The organism is Streptomyces caeni, assembly GCF_042678285.1.
GTDB lineage: Bacteria > Actinomycetota > Actinomycetes > Streptomycetales > Streptomycetaceae > Streptomyces > Streptomyces caeni.
The window spans coordinates 31,360-52,252 of sequence record NZ_JBHUDX010000003.1; the positions used below are offsets into that span (position 1 = coordinate 31,360).

The 20,893-nt window shown below is 71.1% G+C and carries 21 protein-coding genes and 1 pseudogene (1 of these 22 cut by a window edge); 12 read left to right on the forward strand and 10 right to left on the reverse strand.

Going from position 1 to position 20,893, the window contains the following annotated elements:
- Positions 1–39: pseudogene (locus ACFSL4_RS01090) on the reverse strand (hypothetical protein) (it extends 658 nt beyond the left edge of the window).
- Positions 40–296: 257 nt separating this feature from the next.
- On the opposite strand from ACFSL4_RS01090, the gene recA reads away from it, so the two are divergent.
- The 3 genes from recA (at position 297) to ACFSL4_RS01105 (ending at position 3,199) form a co-directional block, all read left to right on the forward strand.
- Positions 297–1,415, forward strand: a complete 1,119-nt coding sequence (recA, locus tag ACFSL4_RS01095) for a recombinase RecA (protein WP_381077118.1) — start codon at positions 297–299, stop codon at positions 1,413–1,415.
- Between the two features lie 3 nt (positions 1,416–1,418).
- Entirely contained in the window at positions 1,419–2,213 is a 795-nt protein-coding gene (gene recX / locus ACFSL4_RS01100) for a recombination regulator RecX (RefSeq protein WP_381077121.1), read from the forward strand.
- A gap of 335 nt (positions 2,214–2,548) precedes the next feature.
- Positions 2,549–3,199: a hypothetical protein gene (locus ACFSL4_RS01105; protein WP_381077124.1), complete on the forward strand. Its 651-nt coding sequence runs from the start codon at positions 2,549–2,551 to the stop codon at positions 3,197–3,199.
- A gap of 10 nt (positions 3,200–3,209) precedes the next feature.
- Here the strand turns inward: ACFSL4_RS01105 and ACFSL4_RS01110 are convergent, their stop codons facing one another.
- From ACFSL4_RS01110 to ACFSL4_RS01130, 5 genes are all read right to left on the reverse strand, one after another.
- Entirely contained in the window at positions 3,210–4,925 is a 1,716-nt protein-coding gene (locus tag ACFSL4_RS01110) for an FAD-dependent monooxygenase (RefSeq protein ID WP_381077127.1), read from the reverse strand.
- Between the two features lie 175 nt (positions 4,926–5,100).
- Positions 5,101–5,997 (reverse strand): amino acid ABC transporter permease, encoded by an 897-nt coding sequence (locus ACFSL4_RS01115; RefSeq protein WP_381077129.1) that lies wholly within the window; start codon positions 5,995–5,997, stop codon positions 5,101–5,103.
- Positions 5,994–6,659: an amino acid ABC transporter permease gene (locus ACFSL4_RS01120; protein WP_381077132.1), complete on the reverse strand. Its 666-nt coding sequence runs from the start codon at positions 6,657–6,659 to the stop codon at positions 5,994–5,996. Before ACFSL4_RS01120 ends, ACFSL4_RS01115 begins: the two co-directional genes overlap by 4 nt.
- 78 nt (positions 6,660–6,737) lie before the next feature.
- Positions 6,738–7,574: a glutamate ABC transporter substrate-binding protein gene (locus ACFSL4_RS01125; RefSeq protein WP_381077135.1), complete on the reverse strand. Its 837-nt coding sequence runs from the start codon at positions 7,572–7,574 to the stop codon at positions 6,738–6,740.
- Positions 7,575–7,821: 247 nt separating this feature from the next.
- Positions 7,822–8,598, reverse strand: a complete 777-nt coding sequence (locus ACFSL4_RS01130) for an amino acid ABC transporter ATP-binding protein (protein WP_381077137.1) — start codon at positions 8,596–8,598, stop codon at positions 7,822–7,824.
- Between the two features lie 268 nt (positions 8,599–8,866).
- Here ACFSL4_RS01130 and ACFSL4_RS01135 point away from each other — a divergent pair, with 268 nt between their 5' ends.
- Both ACFSL4_RS01135 and ACFSL4_RS01140 read left to right on the forward strand, forming a co-directional pair.
- Positions 8,867–9,553, forward strand: coding sequence for a response regulator transcription factor (locus ACFSL4_RS01135; RefSeq protein WP_381077140.1), 687 nt, complete (start codon positions 8,867–8,869; stop codon positions 9,551–9,553).
- Positions 9,554–9,564: 11 nt separating this feature from the next.
- Positions 9,565–10,992 carry a HAMP domain-containing sensor histidine kinase gene (locus tag ACFSL4_RS01140; protein WP_381077143.1) on the forward strand — a complete coding sequence of 476 codons (1,428 nt, stop codon included), beginning with the start codon at positions 9,565–9,567 and terminating at the stop codon, positions 10,990–10,992.
- Here the strand turns inward: ACFSL4_RS01140 and ACFSL4_RS01145 are convergent.
- On the reverse strand, positions 10,971–11,966 hold the full coding sequence (locus tag ACFSL4_RS01145) for a TAXI family TRAP transporter solute-binding subunit (RefSeq protein WP_381077145.1): 996 nt from the start codon (positions 11,964–11,966) through the stop codon (positions 10,971–10,973). The two genes, ACFSL4_RS01140 and ACFSL4_RS01145, sit on opposite strands and share 22 nt — an antisense overlap.
- Positions 11,967–12,072: 106 nt before the next feature.
- Here ACFSL4_RS01145 and ACFSL4_RS01150 point away from each other — a divergent pair, with 106 nt between their 5' ends.
- Positions 12,073–12,477 (forward strand): pyrophosphohydrolase domain-containing protein, encoded by a 405-nt coding sequence (locus ACFSL4_RS01150; protein WP_381077147.1) that lies wholly within the window; start codon positions 12,073–12,075, stop codon positions 12,475–12,477.
- Positions 12,478–12,505: 28 nt separating this feature from the next.
- Here ACFSL4_RS01150 and ACFSL4_RS01155 read toward each other — a convergent pair whose 3' ends face one another.
- Positions 12,506–12,733 (reverse strand): hypothetical protein, encoded by a 228-nt coding sequence (locus ACFSL4_RS01155; protein WP_381077150.1) that lies wholly within the window; start codon positions 12,731–12,733, stop codon positions 12,506–12,508.
- 169 nt (positions 12,734–12,902) lie between these two features.
- Here ACFSL4_RS01155 and miaB point away from each other — a divergent pair, with 169 nt between their 5' ends.
- Together miaB and ACFSL4_RS01165 are read left to right on the forward strand one after the other, a co-directional pair.
- On the forward strand, positions 12,903–14,432 hold the full coding sequence (gene miaB / locus ACFSL4_RS01160) for a tRNA (N6-isopentenyl adenosine(37)-C2)-methylthiotransferase MiaB (protein WP_381077153.1): 1,530 nt from the start codon (positions 12,903–12,905) through the stop codon (positions 14,430–14,432).
- A gap of 142 nt (positions 14,433–14,574) precedes the next feature.
- Entirely contained in the window at positions 14,575–15,294 is a 720-nt protein-coding gene (locus ACFSL4_RS01165) for a class III extradiol dioxygenase subunit B-like domain-containing protein (RefSeq protein ID WP_381077155.1), read from the forward strand.
- A 200-nt stretch (positions 15,295–15,494) separates the two neighbouring features.
- Here ACFSL4_RS01165 and ACFSL4_RS01170 read toward each other — a convergent pair whose 3' ends face one another.
- Both ACFSL4_RS01170 and ACFSL4_RS01175 read right to left on the reverse strand, forming a co-directional pair.
- Positions 15,495–15,767, reverse strand: a complete 273-nt coding sequence (locus ACFSL4_RS01170) for an antitoxin (protein ID WP_381077158.1) — start codon at positions 15,765–15,767, stop codon at positions 15,495–15,497.
- 26 nt (positions 15,768–15,793) lie between these two features.
- A complete protein-coding gene (locus ACFSL4_RS01175) occupies positions 15,794–16,093 on the reverse strand; it encodes a hypothetical protein (RefSeq protein ID WP_381077160.1) in 300 nt (99 codons plus the stop codon).
- A gap of 181 nt (positions 16,094–16,274) precedes the next feature.
- Here ACFSL4_RS01175 and miaA point away from each other — a divergent pair, with 181 nt between their 5' ends.
- The 4 genes from miaA to ACFSL4_RS01195 all read left to right on the forward strand — a co-directional run.
- Positions 16,275–17,213, forward strand: a complete 939-nt coding sequence (miaA, locus tag ACFSL4_RS01180; protein WP_381077162.1) for a tRNA (adenosine(37)-N6)-dimethylallyltransferase MiaA — start codon at positions 16,275–16,277, stop codon at positions 17,211–17,213.
- 108 nt (positions 17,214–17,321) lie between these two features.
- Positions 17,322–17,810: a hypothetical protein gene (locus ACFSL4_RS01185; RefSeq protein WP_381077176.1), complete on the forward strand. Its 489-nt coding sequence runs from the start codon at positions 17,322–17,324 to the stop codon at positions 17,808–17,810.
- Between the two features lie 134 nt (positions 17,811–17,944).
- Entirely contained in the window at positions 17,945–18,814 is an 870-nt protein-coding gene (gene dapF, locus ACFSL4_RS01190) for a diaminopimelate epimerase (RefSeq protein WP_381077164.1), read from the forward strand.
- Positions 18,815–19,242: 428 nt separating this feature from the next.
- The coding region (locus ACFSL4_RS01195) for a RelA/SpoT family protein (RefSeq protein ID WP_381077166.1) at positions 19,243–20,893 on the forward strand (1,651 nt) is incomplete at its 3' end.

The window sequence follows — 20,893 nt, forward strand, 5'->3', positions numbered from 1 at the left end:
CCTCCGGCCGACGACACCGCTCGTACGCCGGGGGAGCAGTGCGTCGCGCGGCCCGCCGCCGGATCCCGAAGGCCGCGAACGCGGTCTCGGCGGTACCCGTGATGCGCTTGACACAAAAATCGAACATCTATTCTTATGGAAGTCCCGGCGGGGCCGACGGCGGGGATTTCGTTCCGTTTTCGCAGAGAAGTGCCCGAGTTATCCACAGGCCGGACGGGCGTCGGGGCGCATTGTCAGTGGCAGGCGTTAGCGTCTTTGACGTGAAGCGATCGACTCAAGCAAACCGGGTGGAACCCATGGCAGGAACCGACCGCGAGAAGGCGCTCGACGCCGCGCTCGCGCAGATTGAACGACAGTTCGGCAAGGGCGCGGTCATGCGCATGGGCGAGCGGTCGAAGGAGCCCATCGAGGTCATCCCGACCGGGTCGACCGCGCTCGACGTGGCCCTCGGTGTCGGTGGTCTGCCGCGCGGCCGTGTCGTGGAGATCTACGGCCCGGAGTCCTCCGGCAAGACGACCCTGACCCTGCACGCCGTGGCCAACGCACAGAAGGCCGGCGGCCAGGTGGCCTTCGTGGACGCCGAGCACGCCCTCGACCCCGAGTACGCGCGCAAGCTGGGCGTCGACATCGACAACCTGATCCTCTCCCAGCCCGACAACGGCGAGCAGGCCCTGGAGATCGTGGACATGCTGGTCCGCTCCGGCGCGCTCGACCTCATCGTCATCGACTCCGTCGCCGCGCTCGTCCCGCGCGCGGAGATCGAAGGCGAGATGGGCGACAGCCACGTGGGTCTGCAGGCCCGTCTGATGAGCCAGGCCCTCCGGAAGATCACCAGTGCGCTCAACCAGTCGAAGACCACGGCGATCTTCATCAACCAGCTCCGCGAGAAGATCGGCGTGATGTTCGGCTCACCGGAGACCACGACCGGTGGCCGGGCCCTGAAGTTCTACGCCTCGGTGCGCATCGACATCCGCCGTATCGAGACTCTGAAGGACGGCACGGAGGCGGTCGGCAACCGCACGCGCTGCAAGGTCGTCAAGAACAAGGTCGCGCCGCCCTTCAAGCAGGCCGAGTTCGACATCCTCTACGGGCAGGGCATCAGCCGTGAGGGCGGCCTGATCGACATGGGCGTCGAGCACGGCTTCGTCCGCAAGGCCGGCGCCTGGTACACCTACGAGGGCGACCAGCTCGGCCAGGGCAAGGAGAACGCGCGCAACTTCCTGAAGGACAACCCCGACCTGGCCAATGAGATCGAGAAGAAGATCAAGGAGAAGCTGGGCGTCGGCGTGCGCCCCGAGGAGCCCACCTCCGAGCCGGGTGCGGACGCGGCGAGCACCGCGGCCGGGGACGCCAAGACGGCGCCCGCCCCGGCGGCCAAGGCGGCCAAGTCCAAGGCGCCGTCGGCCAAGAGCTAGCCCATGACACGACGAACCGACTGGGCCGAGTACGTCCACCCCGTGGTCCCGCAGGAGCGGGGCGGCCGGGACGCCGGGGATTTTGTCGGGGACGGTGACGGGGCGTACGGAGACGGGGGCGCGTACGACGGGGGTACATCACGCGGCGACGGCCGGGCACGCGGGGGACGTGGACGAGGGCGGCGGCGCGGTGCCGGGGGACCGGCCGACGAGCCACAGGGCGGAGGTTCCTCTTTCTCGTCGAGGGCCGAGAAGGGAGAGCCCCCAGGGGACCCGGCTGAGCGGGCGCGGGCGATCTGTCTGCGTCTGCTCACCGGGACCCCGCGCACGCGGAAACAGCTCGCGGACGCCCTGCGCAAGCATGAGGTCCCCGAGGATGTGGCGGACGAGGTGCTGTCGCGGTTCCAGGAGGTCGGCCTGATCGACGACAGCGCATTCGCGGACGCCTGGGTGGAGTCCCGGCACCACGGCCGGGGTCTGGCCCGGCGGGCGCTCGCGCGGGAGCTGCGGACGAAGGGCGTGGACTCCGCGCTCATCGACGAAGCGGTGGGGCAGCTCGACGCGGAGCAGGAGGAGGCGACGGCGCGCGAACTCGTCGCCCGCAAGCTGCGCGCGACGCGAGGTCTCGACCGGGACAAACGACTGCGGCGCCTCGCGGGGATGCTCGCCCGCAAGGGCTACTCCGAGGGCATGGCCCTCCGGGTGGTCCGTCAGGCACTGGAGGCCGAGGGCGAGGACACGGAGGGGCTGGACGAGGGGGGGCTGCTGAAGCGGCGGGGCCGGTTCGGCGTTCGGTGACGTCGGCATCGAAGCAACGGAATCCCAAGCCGGGTCCCGGGACCGTTGGGCCGGGGCCGCCCGGCGCGGTCCGCACAAACGCGGGCCCTGGACACGGTGGACGCGCGGGGGCGCCGATCGCGTTCAGGGCTCGGATGCGTTACGGGCGGCGCATCGCCGTCGCATCCGGACGAGCGGTGGACAAGAGGTATTTCTTCCCACGCCGTCGGTTGTTCTGCCTCTTGATGGGCGAAATGAGTGGACGGAGCCTTGAAGAAGGAGGCGTCCGGCTGTTCTCTGGGCGACGCCTCACGACGGGAATGGTCCAGCCCACTCCGAGCCCTGAGGTGAGGAACATGAGTAAGAGGCTCTTCCGGAGCATAGGCGTTGCAGTGACAGCCTCCTCCCTGGCCGCCGGCGCACTGGGGATATCCGCCACGTCCGCATCCGCGTCACCGCAGAAGCCCGAACTGACGCCGAGTCTGATTCGTTGCTACCGGACTTACCGCGATCCGCGGGTGATCATCTGTTACCGGATTCACCACAGGCGCCATTACATAGACGGTCGGATCATTTATGTGCCGGTTGTCATCCGGGTGGCTGCGCCCCTGAATTACCCGCGGCCGATTTTTGTGAACAACGTCCCGGGCGTCAATGTGATTCAGCGGCAGGAGCGGCTGCGGCTGCAGCAGCAGACCCCGCAGCAGCAACAGGAGCAGACTCCGCCGCAGCAGCCTGAGCAACAGCAGCAGCCCGAGCAGCAACAGCCCGAGCAGCAACAGCAGCCGGAAGAGCAGCCGCAACAGCCCGAGCAGCAACAGCAGCCGGAAGAGCAGCCGCAGCAGCCCGAGCAGCAGCAGCCCGAGCAACAGCAGCAGCCGCAGCAGCCCGAGCAGCAACAGGCTGAGCCGCAGCCCGAGCAGCAACAGCAGATGCCCGAGCAGCAGCCGGAGCAGCAGATGCCCGAGCAGACCTCGCCGGACGTCGGCGGCGTCGGGATGCAGTAGTCGCGTTCCCTCAGCCTGCGTTCGCGGCCGCCTGCTCCTTCGCCGGACCGCCCAGCGCCGCCTCAGCCGCCTCGTAGAGCTCGGCCGGGCGCACCCCGCTCAGCGCCGTGACGAGGTGGCCGTCCGGGCGGATCAGCAGCACGGTATGGGCGGCGGCGCCCGGGTAGCCCTCGGCGACCAGCAGCTCCGCGGTGTGCGGCAGGGCCGTCACCGCCGCCGCCAGCCGGGGCATGATGCCCGCCGACACCCAGTGCTTGCGCTCCCAGACACCGGTGCCGGGAGCGATCAGCACCACCAGCAGCGCTCCGCGCCCCAGCCGGTCCCGCAGCCGTACGAACGAGCCGTCCTCCGCCGTCACCCGCACGTCAACGACCTGTGTTCCGGGCTCGGTGTCCACCGGCGTCGTGGACTGGCTGTGCGGGGGCATGAGCGGCGAGCCGGCGTACGATCCCGGTGCGCCCAGCACGCCGCGCCCCAGGTGGCCGTCCGTGAGCAGCACATCATGGCCCCGGGCGGATCCGGGCACGTACGACCGCAGCCCCCTTCCGCCGCGCAGCAGCGGCAGCGCCTGGTCGGCAGCGCGCAGCCGGGCCGCGACCACCGCGCGGCGCTCCGTCTGATAGCTGTCGAGCAGCGCCTCGCGCGGCCCGTGGTGCCAGGCCAGCGCCAGCTTCCAGGCGAGGTTGTCGACGTCCCTGAGTCCCTCGTCCAGGCCCTGTGTGCCCAGTGCGCCGAGCAGATGCGCGGCGTCCCCGGCGAGGAAGACACGGCCGGCGCGCCAGCGGCGGGCGAGCCGGTGATGAACGAGGTGGACGCCCGTGTCGAGCAGGTCGTAGGCGGGGGTGGTGCCCCCGTTCCAGCCCGCGAGGGTCTCCCGGACACGGGTCACCAGCAGCTCGGGCGTGACCAGGTCCTTGCCGGGCGGCAGCAGCCAGTCCAGGCGCCACACACCGTCGGGCAGGGGGCGCGCCATGACCTCCGAGCCCGAGGGACCCGACGTCCGCCACGGTGGCATGCGGTGCAGCAACGCCTCACCGGTCCACGGAAGTTCGGTGCGCAGCGCCGCCACGGCGTGGCGTTCCACGGCCGTGCGGCCCGGGAAGCGGATGTCGAGCAGCTTGCGCACCGTCGAGCGCGGTCCGTCGCAGCCGACCAGATGACTGCCGCGCCACCACGTGCCCCGGGAGCCGCGCGTGTGCGCCGTGACACCCGACGGCTCCTGTTCAAGGGAGTCCAGTCGGCTCTCCACGGCGACTTCGACCAGCCGCTCGTCGGCGATGGCGTGTCTCAGCGCGCCGGTGAGCACGTGCTGGGCGATGTGCAGCGGGGCCGGCCCCCCGGCGGTGACGGGCCCTCCGTCCGTGTCCTTCGGGCCCTCGGCGAGCCGTGCCGCGACACCGCCGTATCCGCCACCGTGTCCCCCCGCGTATCCGCCGCCGGGATCCTCGACGGTGCCGGTCCGCTCGAACGCGACCTTCCGCATCACCTGCCTGCGCCGCATCGACCGCCAACCGCTCCAGCGCAGTCCGGCGTCGGCGAGCGGCATGCCGGTCAGCCGTTCCAACAGGGCGGTGGTGTCCTCGCGCAGCACGACGGTGCGCGCGGCCCGATGTTCGTCCTGGCCCGGGCCCTCGTCGAGCACCACGGACGGGACCTCCTGGCGCGCGAGCGCGAGCGCGAGCGCGAGTCCGACGGGCCCCGCTCCGACGATGATCACCGGATCCACGGCGTGGCGCCCCCTGCCCTGAGCGGTGTGCTGGGAGACGTACGGAAACGGGCAGTTGGAGCGAGGTGCACGATCACAGAACGTATGCAACCCACTGCCGCTGCTTGCGTCAAGCGACGAGGGGCAGTGGCGATCACGCCACTGCCCCTCGTGGAGCAGGAGGAACGGGTCTCCCTCACACAGTCAGGGAATCCGCGGCTCCGGCCGACTCCGTCCCGGCGACCGCCGCCGGAGGCAGCACCGCCCCGGTCGACCTCTTGCCGCGCCGCAGCCGCTTCTCCAGCCAACCGGCGAACGTCGTCAGGGAGAAGTTGATGACGATGTAGATGAGCGCCACGATCGTGAAGCTGGCGATGGTGTTGGCACCGTAGTACGAGCTCATCGGCGAGACGGAGGCCAGCAATTCGGGGAAGGTGAGGACCGCGCCGCCCAGTGCCGTGTCCTTGACGATGACCACGAGCTGGCTGACGATCGCCGGGAGCATCGCGGTGACCGCCTGCGGCAACAGGATGAACCGCATCACCTGGTTCTTGCGCAGGCCGATCGCCAGCGCGGCCTCGGACTGGCCCTTCGGCAGCGCCAGGATGCCCGCCCGCACGATCTCGGCGAGCACCGAGGCGTTGTAGAGCACGAGTCCGGTGACCACGGCGTACAGCGGGCGGTCGTCCGAGCCGACGCTCGTGTACTGCGCGAACAGGGCGAGGCCGAAGATCATCAGGACCAGCACCGGGATGGCCCGGAAGAACTCCACCACGACGGTGACCGGTACGCGTATCCAGGCGTGGTCGGAGAGGCGGGCGATGCCCAGCACCGCACCGAGCGGCAGCGCGATGACCATCGACAGGGCCGCCGCCTCCAGGGTGTTCTGCAGACCCGGCCAGATGTACGTCGACCATGCCTCCGTACCGCCGAGGAACGGCTTCCACTTGTCCCAGGCGAGCTGGCCCTTGTCGTTGAGGCTGGTGAACACCCACCACAGGACCGCGGCCACGGCGAGCAGGAACAGCACCGTGTAGACGACGTTGCGCCGCCTGGCCCGGGGGCCCTGGGCGTCGTACAGCACGGAACTCATCGCTTCACCGCCACCTTCTTGCCCACCCAGCCGAGGATCAGGCCGGTCGGCAGGGTCAGACACACGAATCCGAAGGCGATCACCGCGGAGATCAGCAGGAGCTGGGCCTCGTTCTCGATCATCTCCTTCATCAGGAGGGCCGCTTCAGTGACGCCGATGGCGGCCGCCACCGTGGTGTTCTTCGTCAGCGCGATCAGGACGTTCGCGAGCGGGCCCACGACCGAGCGGAACGCCTGCGGCAGCACCACCAGCGTGAGCACCTGGGTGAAGCTGAGCCCGAGCGCACGGGCCGCCTCCGCCTGCCCGACGGGCACCGTGTTGATGCCGGCCCGCAGCGCCTCGCACACGAACGCCGAGGTGTAGGCGATCAGGCCGAGCACGGCGAGCCGGAAGTTGAGGGCCGCGAAGTCGGTCGAGCCGCTGCCGACGCCCAGGGTCTGGTTGAGCCCGAGCGAGGTGAACAGGATGATCACGGTCAGCGGGATGTTCCGCACTGTGTTCACGTAGGCGGCCCCGAAACCGCGCATCAGCGGCACCGGACCGACCCGCATGGCGGCCAGGAGGGTGCCCCAGATCAGGGAGCCGATCGCGGAGAGGACGGTGAGCTGCACCGTCGTCCAGAACGCTCCCAGCAGGTCGTAGCGATCAAGAAAGTCGAACATGAGGTCCCGCGCTCCCGCGTGTCGGACAGGCCCGGGGAGCGCCGCCCTCCGAGGGCGGCGCTCCCCGTCGGGCCCTGCTTACTGGACGATGTTGCCGATCTTCGGCGCGGGCTCGTTCTCGTAGTTCGCGGGGCCGAAGTTCTTCTCCACGGCCTTCTGCCACGACCCGTCCGAGACCATCTTCTCCAGGGCGCTGTTGATCTTCGCCTTGAGGTCGCTGCCCTTCTTGACGCCGATGCCGTAGTTCTCGTTGGTCATCTTGAATCCGCCGAGCTTGAACTTGCCCTTGAAGGCTGCCTGCGAGGCGTAACCGGCGAGGATCGAGTCGTCGGTCGTCAGGGCGTCGACGGCGCCGCTCTGCAGACCCGTCAGACAGGCGGAGTACGTCGGGTACTGCTGGAGGTTGGCCTTCGGGGCGAGCTTGTCCTTCACGTTCTGCGCCGAGGTCGAGCCCGTCACCGAACACAGCTTCTTCGTGTTCAGGTCCGAGGGCGACTTGATGGAGCTGTCGTCGGAGCGCAGCAGCACGTCCTGGTGGGCGAGCAGATACGGGCCGGCGAAGTCGACCTTCTCCTGGCGCTTGGGGGTGATCGAGTACGACGCGGCGATGAAGTCGACGTCACCGCGCTGCAGCATGGTCTCGCGGTCGGCGCTCTTCGACTCCTTCCACTCGATCTGGTCCGCGTCGTAGCCGAGCTGCTTGGCGACGTACGTGGCGACGTCCACATCGAAGCCGGAGTACCCCTGCGGCGTCTTCTGACCGATGCCGGGCTGGTCGAACTTGATGCCGATCTTGATCGTCTTGCCGCCGCCGGAGGAACCGCCGTCGCCCTTGTTGTCGGAGCTGCAGGCCGTGGCGGCGGTGGCGAGGGCGAGCACGGCGGCCGTGGCCGCGGTGACCTTGCGGAGCTTCATGGTGAACATCCTTTGCGTGGTGAGGAGATGCGGGCCGGGGAGCCGGGACACGGCCGGAGAGCCGGGACACGGCCGGAGACCGGAAGGAGGGGTGTCGCCGACCGTCCGTGGCGGGTTGCGGACCATCGGTGACGAGTGGCAGGTGGCAGATGGCGCGTGGTGTGTGGCGCGTGGTGTGCGGCGGGTTGCCGGGTGCGGGCTGGGGGTGGCGCAGACCGCCGGGGGCGGCGGGGCGAGGGTCCGGGGGTCAGTGGTGCAGGATCTTCGACAGGAAGTCCTTGGCGCGGTCACTGCGCGGATTGCTGAAGAACTGTTCCGGGGCCGCCTCTTCGACGATGCGGCCGTCGGCCATGAACACCACCCGGTTGGCGGCCGACCGGGCGAAGCCCATTTCATGGGTGACGACGACCATGGTCATGCCGTCCCGGGCGAGCTGCTGCATGACCTCCAGCACCTCGTTGATCATCTCGGGGTCCAGGGCCGAGGTCGGCTCGTCGAAGAGCATGACCTTGGGGTTCATCGCCAGTGCGCGGGCGATCGCGACGCGCTGCTGCTGGCCGCCGGAGAGCTGTGCGGGATACTTGTCCGCCTGGGCGCCGACACCCACCCGGTCGAGCAGGCCGCGCGCCTTCTCCTCGGCCTCCCGCTTGCCCGTCCTGCGGACCTTGACCTGCCCCAGCATCACGTTCTCGAGCACCGTCTTGTGCGCGAAGAGGTTGAAGGACTGGAAGACCATGCCGACGTCGGCGCGCAGCCGGGCCAGCTCCTTGCCTTCCTCGGGCAGCGGCCTGCCGTCGATCAGGATCTCGCCCGAGTCGATGGTCTCCAGGCGGTTGACGGTGCGGCACAGGGTCGACTTCCCCGACCCCGAGGGACCGATGACCACGACGACCTCACCGCGGGCGATGGTCAGGTCGATGTCCTGGAGCACGTGCAACGCGCCGAAGTGCTTGTTGACGCTCTTCAGGACGACCAGCTCGTCGGTCGTGGCCACCGAGTCCTTGGCCACCGATACTTCGGTCATTGCTGACTGGCTCCGTCCTCACTCGGTTTCGGAGGACAGTAGTTTCGGCGTACGACCAGCGTCATTACATCTGAGGGAGATCTGAGCATCACAATCCGGTAGCAGCCGGACACCTGTCGTAGCTGCCGCGCGCGGGGAGCGTACCGGCTGGGTAACGGAAGCCGCCCGCAACCCGAACTCTCTTGACGTCGTCCTTGTTCATCGGCGTGACTTCTACGGACTGGAAACGCACAGGAACGGCCGGACAGAGGAACCGGAGGGGGCCGGCATGAGACTGCTTCTCGTCGAGGACGACAACCATGTCGCGGCCGCCCTGTCCGCCGTACTGGCCCGGCACGGCTTCGACGTCACCCACGCCCGCAGCGGCGAGGAGGCCCTGCAGGCGCTCGTTCCCGAGGGCTCCGGCTTCGGCGTCGTCCTGCTCGACCTGGGGCTGCCCGACCAGGACGGCTACGAGGTCTGCGGCAAGATCCGCAAGCGCACCAGCACCCCGGTGATCATGGTGACCGCGCGTTCCGACGTGCGCTCCCGGATCCACGGCCTCAATCTCGGCGCGGACGACTACGTCGTCAAGCCCTACGACACCGGGGAACTGCTCGCCCGCATCCACGCCGTCAGCCGGCGCACCCCGCGCCCGGACGACACCGGCGGCACCGGGACCGCACTGAGCCTCGGCCCCGTGCACATCGAACTGCCCACCCGCAGAGTCAGCGTGGACGGTTCGGTGATCCCGCTGACCCGCAAGGAGTTCGATCTGCTCGCCCTGCTGGCCCAGCGCCCCGGCGTGGTGTTCCGCCGCGAGCAGATCATCAGCGAGGTGTGGCGCACCAGTTGGGAGGGGACCGGGCGCACCCTGGAGGTACACGTCGCCTCCCTGCGCTCCAAGCTGCGCATGCCCGCGCTGATCGAGACCGTACGCGGCGTCGGGTACCGGCTCGTCGCCCCCGCAGCCTAGCGGGTTCACGGGTGCGCGCACGTCTGCTTCCGCTGCTCATCGTCCTGATGGCGGCCGTGCTGTTCGCCCTCGGCCTGCCGCTCGCGGTGAGCCTCGCGGCCGCCGAGCAGCAGCGTGTCGTCGTCGACCGCATCGACGACACCGCGCGCTTCGCGGCCCTCGCGCAGTTCGTCACCGACCGGCCCAGCGGCTCCCGGACGGGTGACCGGGACGAGCGCGGCGAGACCCTTCGCAAGGAGCTCGCCATGTACTACAGCGTGTACGGCATCCGGGCCGGCGTGTTCTACCGCGACGGCCTGCCCATGGCCAACGCGCCCGAGAACTGGTACCTGCCCGGGGAGGGCGAGGGCCGCGACGCGTTCAACGAGGCGCTCCTGGGACGCCGCAGCCACGATCCCGAACAGGTGTGGCCCTGGCAGCGCTCCCGGCTCGTCGTCGCCTCCCCCGTCATCCGCGACGGCGACGTCGTCGCGGTCGTCGTGACCGACTCTCCCACCGGGCAGATGCGCTCGAAGACCCTGCGCGGCTGGCTGCTCATCGGCGCCGGTGAGATCGCCGCGATGCTGCTCGCCGTCGGCGCTGCGCTGCGCCTGACCGGCTGGGTGCTCAGGCCCGTGCGCATCCTGGACGCGACGACCCACGACATCGCGACCGGACGTCTCAAGTCCCGTGTCGCGGCCGCCGGCGGGCCGCCGGAACTCAGGCGCCTGGCCCGCTCGTTCAACGAGATGGCGGACAACGTCGAGGACGTCCTGGAGCAGCAGCGCGCCTTCGTCGCCGATGCCTCCCACCAGTTGCGCAACCCGCTCTCCGCGCTGCTGCTGCGCATCGAGCTGCTCGCCCTGGAACTGCCCGAGGACAACGAGGAGATCGCCTCGGTCCGCACCGAGGGCAAGCGCCTGGCCCAGGTCCTCGACGACCTGCTCGACCTGGCGCTCGCCGAGCACGCCGAGGCGGACCTCCAGATCACGGACATCGGCGCGCTGGCCGCCGAGCGCGTCGCGGCCTGGAGCCCGGCCGCGGAGGCCAAGGGCGTACGGCTTGCGGGGAACTGCCCGGCCACCACCGCCTGGGCCGACCCCGTCACACTGTCCAGTGCGCTGGACGCGGTCATCGACAACGCGGTGAAGTTCACGCCCGAGGGCGAGAGCGTCGGGGTGGAGGTGGCGGCGGCCGGCGAGAGCGCCACGGTCGTGGTCACCGACGGCGGCCCGGGACTCGGCGACGACGAACTGGCCCGCGTCGGCGACCGTTTCTGGCGCAGCCCCGCACACCAGAACATCAAGGGATCCGGGCTCGGGCTGTCCATCTCGCGCGCCCTGCTGGCGGCGGGCGGCGGATCGATCTCCTACGGGCACCACGAGCCGCACGGGCTGAAGGTGACGGTCACCGTCCCGCGGAGCGCGGCGCAAGGAACCTACGGCTTGACCGACCAGTAGTAGCGCCGTGCGCCTTCGTGCAGCTCCAGCGGATCCGTGTAGATCGCGGTGCGCAGGTCGACCAGCTGGGCCGCATGCACCTGCGCGCCGATGTTGTCGCGGCTGTCGATCACCGTGCGAGTGAGCTTCTCGGTGAGGTCCGCGTTCATGCCCTCGCGGGTCACCAGCAGGTTGGCCACTGCCAGGGTCTGCACGGAGGAGCCGTGCTCGGCCTGCGGGTAGGCGTCGGCCGGCATCACCGCGGCCCGGTAGTAGCGCGAGGCGCCGCCCTGTGCGTGCAGCTTCGCCACCAGGTCGCCGCCGATCGGCACCAGGCGGACCGGGAAGCGTTCCGACAGGTTCTTGACCGCACCGGTGGGCAGCCCGCCCGACCAGAAGAACGCGTCGATCCGACGGCTTTCCAGCAGCCCGGGCGCGGCTTCGATGCCCTCGGGCACCGGCCTTACGTCCTTGTGCGGGTCCAGCCCGGCCGCCATGAGCACATGCTCCGCGATCAGCCGCACCCCCGAGCCGCCCGGCCCGACGGCGACCCTGCGGCCCTTGAGGTCCGCCACGGACTGCACGGGGGACGAGCGCGGCACCACCAGATGCACATAGTCGTCGTAAAGCCGTGCGCAGCCGCGCAGCCGATCGGCGCCCGGCTCGTTCTCCAGCTTGTACGTCTCCACCGCGTCGGCCGCCGCGATGGCGAAGTCCGTCTCCCCCGTGGCCACCCGCCGCACGTTCTCCTGCGACCCGTCGCTGTTCAGCAGCCGTACGTCCAGCCTCGGCATGTCCTTGGCGATGGCGCGCCGCAGCAGAGTGCCGTACTTCTCGTAGACGCCGCTCGGAGAGCCGGTGCTGAAGGTGACCGTGCCGCCCGGGGACTCCTCGCCGAGCGGCAGCAGCCACCACAGCAGCAGCCCGACGACCGCGCACACGGCCGAGCCCAGCAGCGCGCGGTGCAGTCGGGTACGAGGGAGTGCCTGGACCATGCGCGCGATCCTGCCAGGCCGTGCGCGTCGCCGGCCAGGGCAGGGGTCACAAGAGGACGACAAGAGGACCGCTGGGGCCCGGGGCGGGTGACGGTAGGGTCGCCGGATGCACGCTTCTCCCGCCTCGCTCGTCCGTGAATTCCACCTGGCCTTCGGACTCGACGCCCGGTCCGTGCCGACGGAGGTCTCCCGGGAGCTGGCCGCGCACCGCGGCGAGTTGCTCGCGGAGGAGGCCGCGGAGGTTGCCGAGGTGTCGGTCACCGGCCCCCTCGACCGGCTGGCGCACGAGCTCGCGGACCTCGTGTACGTGGCGTACGGCACCGCCCTCGTGCACGGCGTCGACCTCGACGCCGTGATCGCCGAGATCCACCGCGCCAACATGACCAAGATCGGCCCCGACGGCACGGTCTCCCGCCGGTCCGACGGCAAGGTCCTCAAGGGAGACCACTACCGCGCCCCGGACGTCTCGGCGGTCCTGCGCCGCCAAGGCTGGACACCGCCGGGCGCGTAGGGGACCCCGGGCCCGGCCACGCCTTCCGTCAGGGGCTGGCGCCGTCGAAGCCGTACGTCAGGGGCTCGCGGGCGCCGAGCTGGCGCCGGTAGACGTAGAGGGCCTCGACCCGGACACCGTCCGCCGGGCTCTCCACCCGGCAGGGGTAGGTGACCTGCAGCACCGGCGGCCGGCCCGCGACCTGCATGCGCAGGCCGTCGGCCGGTCCTCCGGCGAGCACCGCGGTCTCCCACTTCGTGGCGACATGAAGATCCATGTCCGTACTTTAGAGTTGCGCAATCTGTAAACCGTTGTGACCTGTGCCACGTCGGTCCGGGGCGCCGTGTGAGGGACGGTGCCGGCGTCCGTGGTGGCGGCCGTCCGGAGCCCCTGCCCCAAGCGCCGATGCGGGCGGGGGCGTCCTCCGAACCGCCTACCCTTGAGCCATGACCACCAGCAGCGACCGGAGCCCGGCAGTGGACGTTCAAGCACCCAAGAGCTACGAGATCCGCACCTACGGGTGTCAGATGAACGTCCACGACTCCGAGCGATTGGCGGGGCTGCTCGAAGGCGCCGGATACGTGCGGGCACCCGAGGGGTCGGACGGCGACGCGGACATCGTCGTCTTCAACACGTGCGCCGTCCGCGAGAACGCCGACAACCGGCTCTACGGCAACCTCGGCCGCCTCGCGCCGAAGAAGGCCCGACGGCCCGGCATGCAGATCGCCGTCGGCGGCTGTCTGGCGCAGAAGGACCGCGACACCATCGTGAAGAAGGCGCCCTGGGTGGACGTCGTCTTCGGCACGCACAACATCGGCAAGCTGCCCGTCCTGCTCGAGCGCGCCCGCGTGCAGGAGGAGGCGCAGGTCGAGATCGCCGAGTCGCTCGAGGCGTTCCCGTCGACGCTGCCGACGCGGCGCGAGAGCGCGTACGCGGCCTGGGTGTCGGTCTCCGTCGGCTGCAACAACACCTGCACCTTCTGTATCGTCCCGGCCCTGCGCGGCAAGGAGAAGGACCGCCGCCCCGGCGACATCCTCGCCGAGGTCGAGGCCCTGGTCGCCGAGGGCGTCTCCGAGATCACCCTGCTGGGTCAGAACGTCAACGCGTACGGCTCCGACATCGGCGACCGCGAGGCGTTCAGCAAGCTGCTGCGCGCCTGCGGGGCGATCGGGGGCCTGGAGCGCGTGCGGTTCACCTCGCCGCACCCGCGCGACTTCACCGACGACGTCATCGCGGCCATGGCCGAGACGCCGAACGTGATGCCGCAGCTGCACATGCCGCTGCAGTCCGGCTCGGACACGGTCCTGAAGGCGATGCGCCGTTCCTACCGCCAGGAGCGCTACCTGGGGATCATCGAGAAGGTGCGGGCCGCCATCCCGCACGCCGCGATCACCACGGACATCATCGTCGGCTTTCCCGGGGAGACCGAGGAGGACTTCGAGCAGACGCTGCATGTGGTGCGCGAGGCGCGGTTCGCGCAGGCGTTCACCTTCCAGTACTCCAAGCGGCCCGGCACGCCGGCCGCCACCATGGACGGCCAGATCCCCAAGGACGTCGTCCAGGCGCGCTACGAGCGGCTCGTCGCCCTCCAGGAGGAGATCTCCTGGGAGGAGAACAAGAAGCAGGTCGGCCGCACCCTGGAGCTGATGGCCGCCGAGGGCGAGGGCCGCAAGGACGGTGCCACCCACCGCCTCTCGGGCCGCGCCCCCGACAACCGCCTGGTGCACTTCACCAAGCCGGACGAGGAGGTCCGCCCGGGGGACGTGGTCACGGTCGAGGTCACGTATGCCGCCCCCCACCATCTGCTCGCGGAGGGCCCTGTCCTCGGGGTGCGCCGCACGCGCGCGGGCGACGCCTGGGCGAAGCGGAACGCCGAGGAGGCCGCCAAGCCGGCCGGTGTCATGCTCGGGCTGCCGTCGATCGGCGCCCCCGAGCCCCTGCCTGCGGCGACCGCCGGCGCGTGCGGCTGCGACTGAACGCACCCCCGTTCACCGGAGTGCGACCAAAGCCCGTCGACCTCGTCGTCACCGCCACCGACCTCACGGACGTGCCGACCGGGCAGTGACGCGGTCTCCCCGGCCTCACACGCCGCCGCCCGACGGGATTACGCTGCGGATCATGCTTGTCGCCGCCGCTGTGTGCCCCTGTCCGCCGCTGCTGGTGCCCGAGGTCGCCGCCGGCGCCGCGCCCGAACTGGACGGCGCCCGTGCCGCCTGTGCCGACGCCCTGGGCGTGCTCGCCGCCGCACGGCCCGGCCGCCTGGTGGTCGTCGGTCCCGCCGGGGAGAGCGCGCCGTGCCCGTACCCGGAGGGGAGCCGTGGGTCGTTTCGCGGCTTCGGTGTGGATGTCGGCGTACGGCTGGGCGCGAGCCCGGCGGACCAGGCGGCGGCACGGCGCGAGCTGCCGTCGTCGCTCGCCGTCGCCGCGTGGCTGCTGGAGCGGACGGGCTGGGCCGACGTGCCCGTAGAAGGGCTCGGTGTCCCGGAATCCCTGCCTCCCGAGAGGTGCGCCGAGGCCGGAGCGGGCCTTGCCGGGCGGGACGAACGGGTGGCCCTGCTGGTCATGGGAGACGCCAGCGCGTGCCGCACGCTGAAGGCGCCCGGCTACCTGGACGAGCGCGCGGCCGGGTTCGACGCGCAGGTCGCGCGGGCGCTGGCGGCGGCGGACGGGGAGGCCCTGAAGGCGCTGGACGCGGCATTGGCCCGCGAGCTGAAGGCCGGCGGCCGGGCGGCCTGGCAGGTCCTGGCCGGCGCGGCCGAGGGCGCGGGCCTGTCGGGTGCGCTTCTGTACGACGACGCGCCGTACGGGGTCGGGTACCTGGTGGCGGCCTGGTCGTAGCCGGTACGGACACCGCGCTGCTCGGGCCGCCACGTCCTCGTCGTAGGCACGGCGCGCCGCAGGCCCCGCATGTCCGTGCGCGCCCCGCGGACCTTGTGCGCCCCCGGACGCCCCGGACCGCCTCCCGGACACGCCGACGGCCGGGAGGCCGTACGCCCCGTGGCCGTCCGCCGAGGTGCTCCTCCGCGGTCGCAGCGCGGTCAGGATGCCGAGGGCGGCCGGGTGCCGCCCGGCGGCGTCTTTCCGCCTGCCGTCGTGCCGGTGTCCCGGTGCCCGAGGCGCTCCACCGTGTGCTTCGCCTTGCCGGCGCCCGTGTGGATCTTGTCGCTGTACTTGCCCTTGGTCTTCTCGTCGACCAGCTTCGCGGCCTTGTCCAGGCCCCGCTCCACCTTTTCCCCGTGCTGGTCCGCGAGGTGTGCGGCCTTCTCCCTGGCGGGGGAGAGCTTGGCTTTCATCCTGTCCATGAGACCCATGGGTGCACCCTTCCTCGCGACGGCGGTCATGTGCGGGCGCGCTCGTCGGCCTCGCTGTCGGCGACGTCCTTGGCGGACTGCTGCCCGGGGATCGCGACGCCCCCGTCGGCGGTGGGCCGTGCGGTCTCCGCCGCCGCGGGCGGCGGCCCGGACTCAGCCTCCTCGGCCGTACCCTCGGCGGCAGCCGCAGCCGCAGTGGCCGCGTCCGTGGCCTCCGCTGCCGTTGTCGTTGCCGCGGTGGCCGCCGGCTGTGGGATCTCCGCCTCGGCGGACTGAGCCTCCTCGGTCGTCCTCGACCTCCGAAAAAGCCGTGCAAAAACGCCCATATCAACTCCATACGTTACTCGTGCGGGCGAAATGCCGCGTGGTCCGGTGTGTCCGTTTGCGTCGTCCGAGTCACCCGTTCTCGAATCGGCGGCCGGGACCTCGCATCTGGCAACGACTTCGCGCCCGGGGTGTCACGTAACTCGTTCGAGGTGAGGCCGGGAGGTTTGCGAGACTGTTGCGGTGAGTAGTGCAGCTCCCGCGCCGCGGGTCATCGCCGTCGTCGGGCCGACCGCGGCCGGAAAGTCCGATCTGGGCGTGTTCCTGGCGCAGCGTCTCGGCGGTGAGGTCGTCAACGCCGACTCCATGCAGCTCTATCGGGGGATGGACATCGGCACGGCCAAGCTGACGCATGAGGAGCGCGGCGGTGTCCCGCACCACCTGCTCGACATCTGGGACGTGACGGTCACGGCATCCGTCGCCGAGTACCAGCGGCTGGCCCGTGCCCGTATCGACGCGCTGCTCGCCGAGGGCCGCTGGCCCGTCCTGGTGGGCGGTTCGGGGCTGTACGTGCGCGGCGCTGTGGACAACCTGGAGTTTCCCGGGACCGACCCCGAGGTGCGCGCCCGGCTCGAGGAGGAGCTCGCGGCGCGCGGCTCCGGGGCGCTGCACGCCCGTCTGGCCGCCGCCGACCCGGAGGCCGCGCACGCGATCCTGCCCAGCAACGGCCGCCGCATCGTGCGCGCCCTGGAGGTCATCGAGATCACCGGGAAGCCCTTCACCGCCAACCTCCCGGGCCATGACTCGGTGTACGACACCATCCAGATCGGAGTCGACGTGGCGCGCCCCGAACTCGACGAGCGCATCGCCCGCCGGGTCGACCGGATGTGGGAGGCGGGGCTCGTCGACGAGGTGCGCGCGTTGGAGGCACGGGGTCTGCGTCACGGGCGCACGGCGTCGCGCGCGCTCGGGTACCAGCAAGTCCTCGCGGCGCTCGCGCGGGAGCGCACGATGGAGGAGGCGCGCGCCGAAACCGTACGCGCCACCAAGCGCTTCGCGCGCCGTCAGGATTCATGGTTCCGGCGCGACCCGCGTGTGCACTGGCTCAGCGGTGCGGCGGCGGATCGTACGGAACTTCCGCACCTCGCACTGGCGTTGGTCGAACGACCGGTTACAGCCTGATCACGTGATGGCATCGGGACGCCCCGGTCGCCATCCGGGCCTTCGGCGGCATGCCATCATCGTGCTTCGATCGACCAAGTGGAGTCCGAGTTGGGAGGGCGCGTGGCGATGGAGGCCGGCCCTCGCGACACCGCACACGGCGCGGTGCACGACACCGCGGAGGACGGGGATCACACCCTCAGTTCCGACGGTCCCGACGACCAGCCGCCGGGCGGTGTGACCGCGGACGGGCCGGAGGCGGACGAGCTGTCCGGCGGGCCGGAGGTCGAGGTGGAGCTGCGCCCGCAGCGCCGGCTGCGCATCTGGCAGCTCGCCCCCATCGTGGCGCTGGCGGCGGTCGGCTCCCTGATGTTCGCCTTCCCGCTGGCCTTCGAGTTCGGCGACGGCGGTGCCGTGGTCGCCATGCTCGGCCTGCTGATCTGCTCCTGCGCGGCCGGCTGGGGCATGATGGCCGCCCGCCGGGTCGGCTACACCTGGCCGGGCCTGCCGCAGCGCGGCTCCGGGCGGCGCCCGGACTGGCGTGTCGTCGCCGGGTACGCCGTGGTGGTCGCCGCGGTGGTCGTGCTGGCCGTGTGGCGCGTCGCCCGGCTGCGCTGAGTCCGCGGTTCGCGTGCCCCCGCGTGCGCCGGGGCGGGTGCCGGAGCGCGTGCCGGAGGGCGTGCTGCCCCGGCCATGGTCCGCGGGACGGACCGTCCGACCGGAGTGTCGCGCCGAACCCGTACGATCGAGGAATGAGCACGCGGATCGCCTTCCTCAAGGGCCACGGCACCGAGAACGACTTCGTGATCGTCCCGGACCCGGAGAACGCCATCGACCTGCCCCCGGCCGCCGTCGCCGCCCTGTGCGACCGCCGCGCGGGCATCGGCGGCGACGGTCTGCTGCACGTCGTGCGCTCCGCCGCGCACCCCGAGGCCCGGGGGATGGCCGCCGAGGCGGAGTGGTTCATGGACTACCGCAACGCGGACGGCTCGATCGCGGAGATGTGCGGCAACGGCGTACGGGTGTTCGCCCGCTACCTCCAGAGGTCCGGCCACGCGGGCGAGGGGGACCTCACGGTCGCCACGCGTGGCGGTGTGAAGACCGTGCACATCGCGAAGAACGGCGACATCACCGTCGGCATGGGCAGGGCGCTCCTGCCCGAAGGGGACGTCACGGTCGGGGCCGGTGAACGCAGCTGGCCCGCGCGCAACGTGAACATGGGCAATCCGCACGCCGTCGCCTTCGTCGACGACCTGGCGCACGCGGGCGACCTGCTGACTCCGCCTCCGTTCAGCCCGGCCGCGGCCTATCCGGACGGGGTGAACGTCGAGTTCGTCGCCGACCGCGGCCCCCGGCACGTCGCGATGCGCGTCCATGAGCGCGGCTCCGGCGAGACCCGTTCGTGCGGCACGGGCGCGTGCGCGGTGGCGGTCGCCGCGGCCCGCCGCGACGGCGCCGACCCGGCCGTGACGGGCACTCCGGCGACGTACACCGTCGATGTCCTCGGCGGCACCCTGGTGATCACCGAGCAGCCGGACGGCCGGATCGAGATGACCGGCCCGGCGGTGATCGTCGCCGAGGGCGAGATCGACGCCCAGTGGCTGGAGTCGGCTGTCCGCTGACCCGCCGAATGCGCGAACAGGGGCCCGGTAGCGGCGTCTTGGGGGCGAGCAGGCGGCGCGTCGAAGCACGGTGTGGCACGCGGACGCGCACGCTCCGCGACGCCGGGTGGCCGGAAAAAGCAGTCGGCCGAAGCGCCGTCCGTCCTCATATCACAGCTCGAGTCGCCCCTGACGCTCCGATCCGCAGCCCAGGATGCGCGAGAAGACTCGAATCCACAGCCTGGGGCTCTGCCCATGGCTCGAAACCGTAAACCTTCAGACCTTCGCTCGAATGGGTGATCCGTTTCACGCTCGGCGAGAGCCGGTCAGGTGCGTGTGATGGGCTCGGTAGCATCAAGCACCGGCCCGGACGGGGGATCGCTGCCATCCCCTGCGCCGCGTATGCCATGGGGCACCCGTCCGCCGGTCCACGCAGCCGGAGGTGCCCAATGAGTGCGGAGGCCAGCAACCCTGCCACCCCCGCCCCCGCGACGCCCGGGGCGTACCGCAGGAAGAGCCGCGCCCGGATCGACCTGCGCCGTCTGGGCCGTGCCGCGCTGCTCGGATCCGCCACCCGCGACCGGCTCCCCGACGCCATCGGCCACGTCGCCGAGGCGCACCGTGCCCACCACCCCGACGCCGACCTCGAACCCCTGCGGCGCGCCTACCTGTTGGCCGAGTCCTCGCACCGGGGGCAGATGCGCAAGAGCGGTGAGCCGTACATCACCCACCCCCTCGCCGTGACCCTGATCCTCGCCGAACTCGGCGCGGAGACGACGACCTTGACCGCCAGCCTGCTGCACGACACCGTCGAGGACACGGACGTGACGCTCGATCAGGTGCGCGAGGAGTTCGGCGAGGAGGTGCGCTACCTCGTCGACGGCGTCACCAAACTGGAGAAGGTCGACTACGGTGCCGCGGCCGAACCCGAGACGTTCCGCAAGATGCTCGTCGCCACCGGCAGCGACGTCCGGGTGATGTCGATCAAACTCGCCGACCGGCTGCACAACATGCGCACCCTGGGCGTGATGCGCCCCGAGAAGCAGGAACGCATCGCCAAGGTCACCAGGGACGTGCTCATCCCGCTCGCCGAACGGCTCGGCGTCCAGGCGCTGAAGACCGAACTCGAGGACCTCGTCTTCGCGATCCTGCACCCCGAGGAGTACGAGCACACCAGAGAGCTGATCGCCGAGAACGCGGCGCACGGCGACGACCCGCTCGCCGAGATGGCCGACCAGGTGCGCACGGTGCTGCGCGGGTCCGGGATCCAGGCGGACGTCCTCATCAGGCCACGGCACTTCGTCTCCGTCCACCGGATCTCCCGCAGACGGGGCCGGCTGCGCGGCGCCGACTTCGGGCGCCTCCTGGTCCTCGTGAACGAGGACGCCGACTGCTACGGGGTCCTCGGTGAACTGCACACGTGCATGACCCCGGTGGTCTCGGAGTTCAAGGACTTCATCGCCGTCCCCAAGTTCAATCTGTACCAGTCGCTGCACACCGCGGTGGCGCGCGAGGACGGCGAGGTCGCCGAGGTCCTCATCCGCACCCACCAGATGCACAAGGTCGCCGAGGCCGGTGTGATCGCGCTCGGCAACCCCTATGCTCCCGCGTCCGACGACCCGGCCGACGGCGAGCGCGTCGACCCCACCCGCCCCGGCTGGCTCTCCCGGCTCCTGGAGTGGCAGGAGGCGGCCCCCGACACCGACATCTTCTGGTCGACGCTGCGCGAGGACCTCGCCCAGGACCGGGAGATCACCGTGTTCCGGCCCGACGGCGGTGCGCTGGGCCTTCCGGAGGGCGCGAGCTGCGTGGACGCCGCGTACGCGCAGTACGGCGAGGATGCCCACGCATGCATGGGCGCCCGCGTCAACGGGCGGCTGGCGACGCTGAGTACGGTTCTCAAGGACGGCGACACCGTGGAGCTCCTCATGGGCCAGGATCCGGCCTCGGAGCCCTCCAGGGAGTGGCTGGAGCACGCGCACACCCCCGCCGCGCGGATCGCCATCCAGCGCCGGCTGGCGGCGCATCCGGCGCACGGGGACCCATCCGGCGGCGCGCCGGAGCCGGGCGACCCGCGGCCGGGCGCCGCCACGCTCGGGC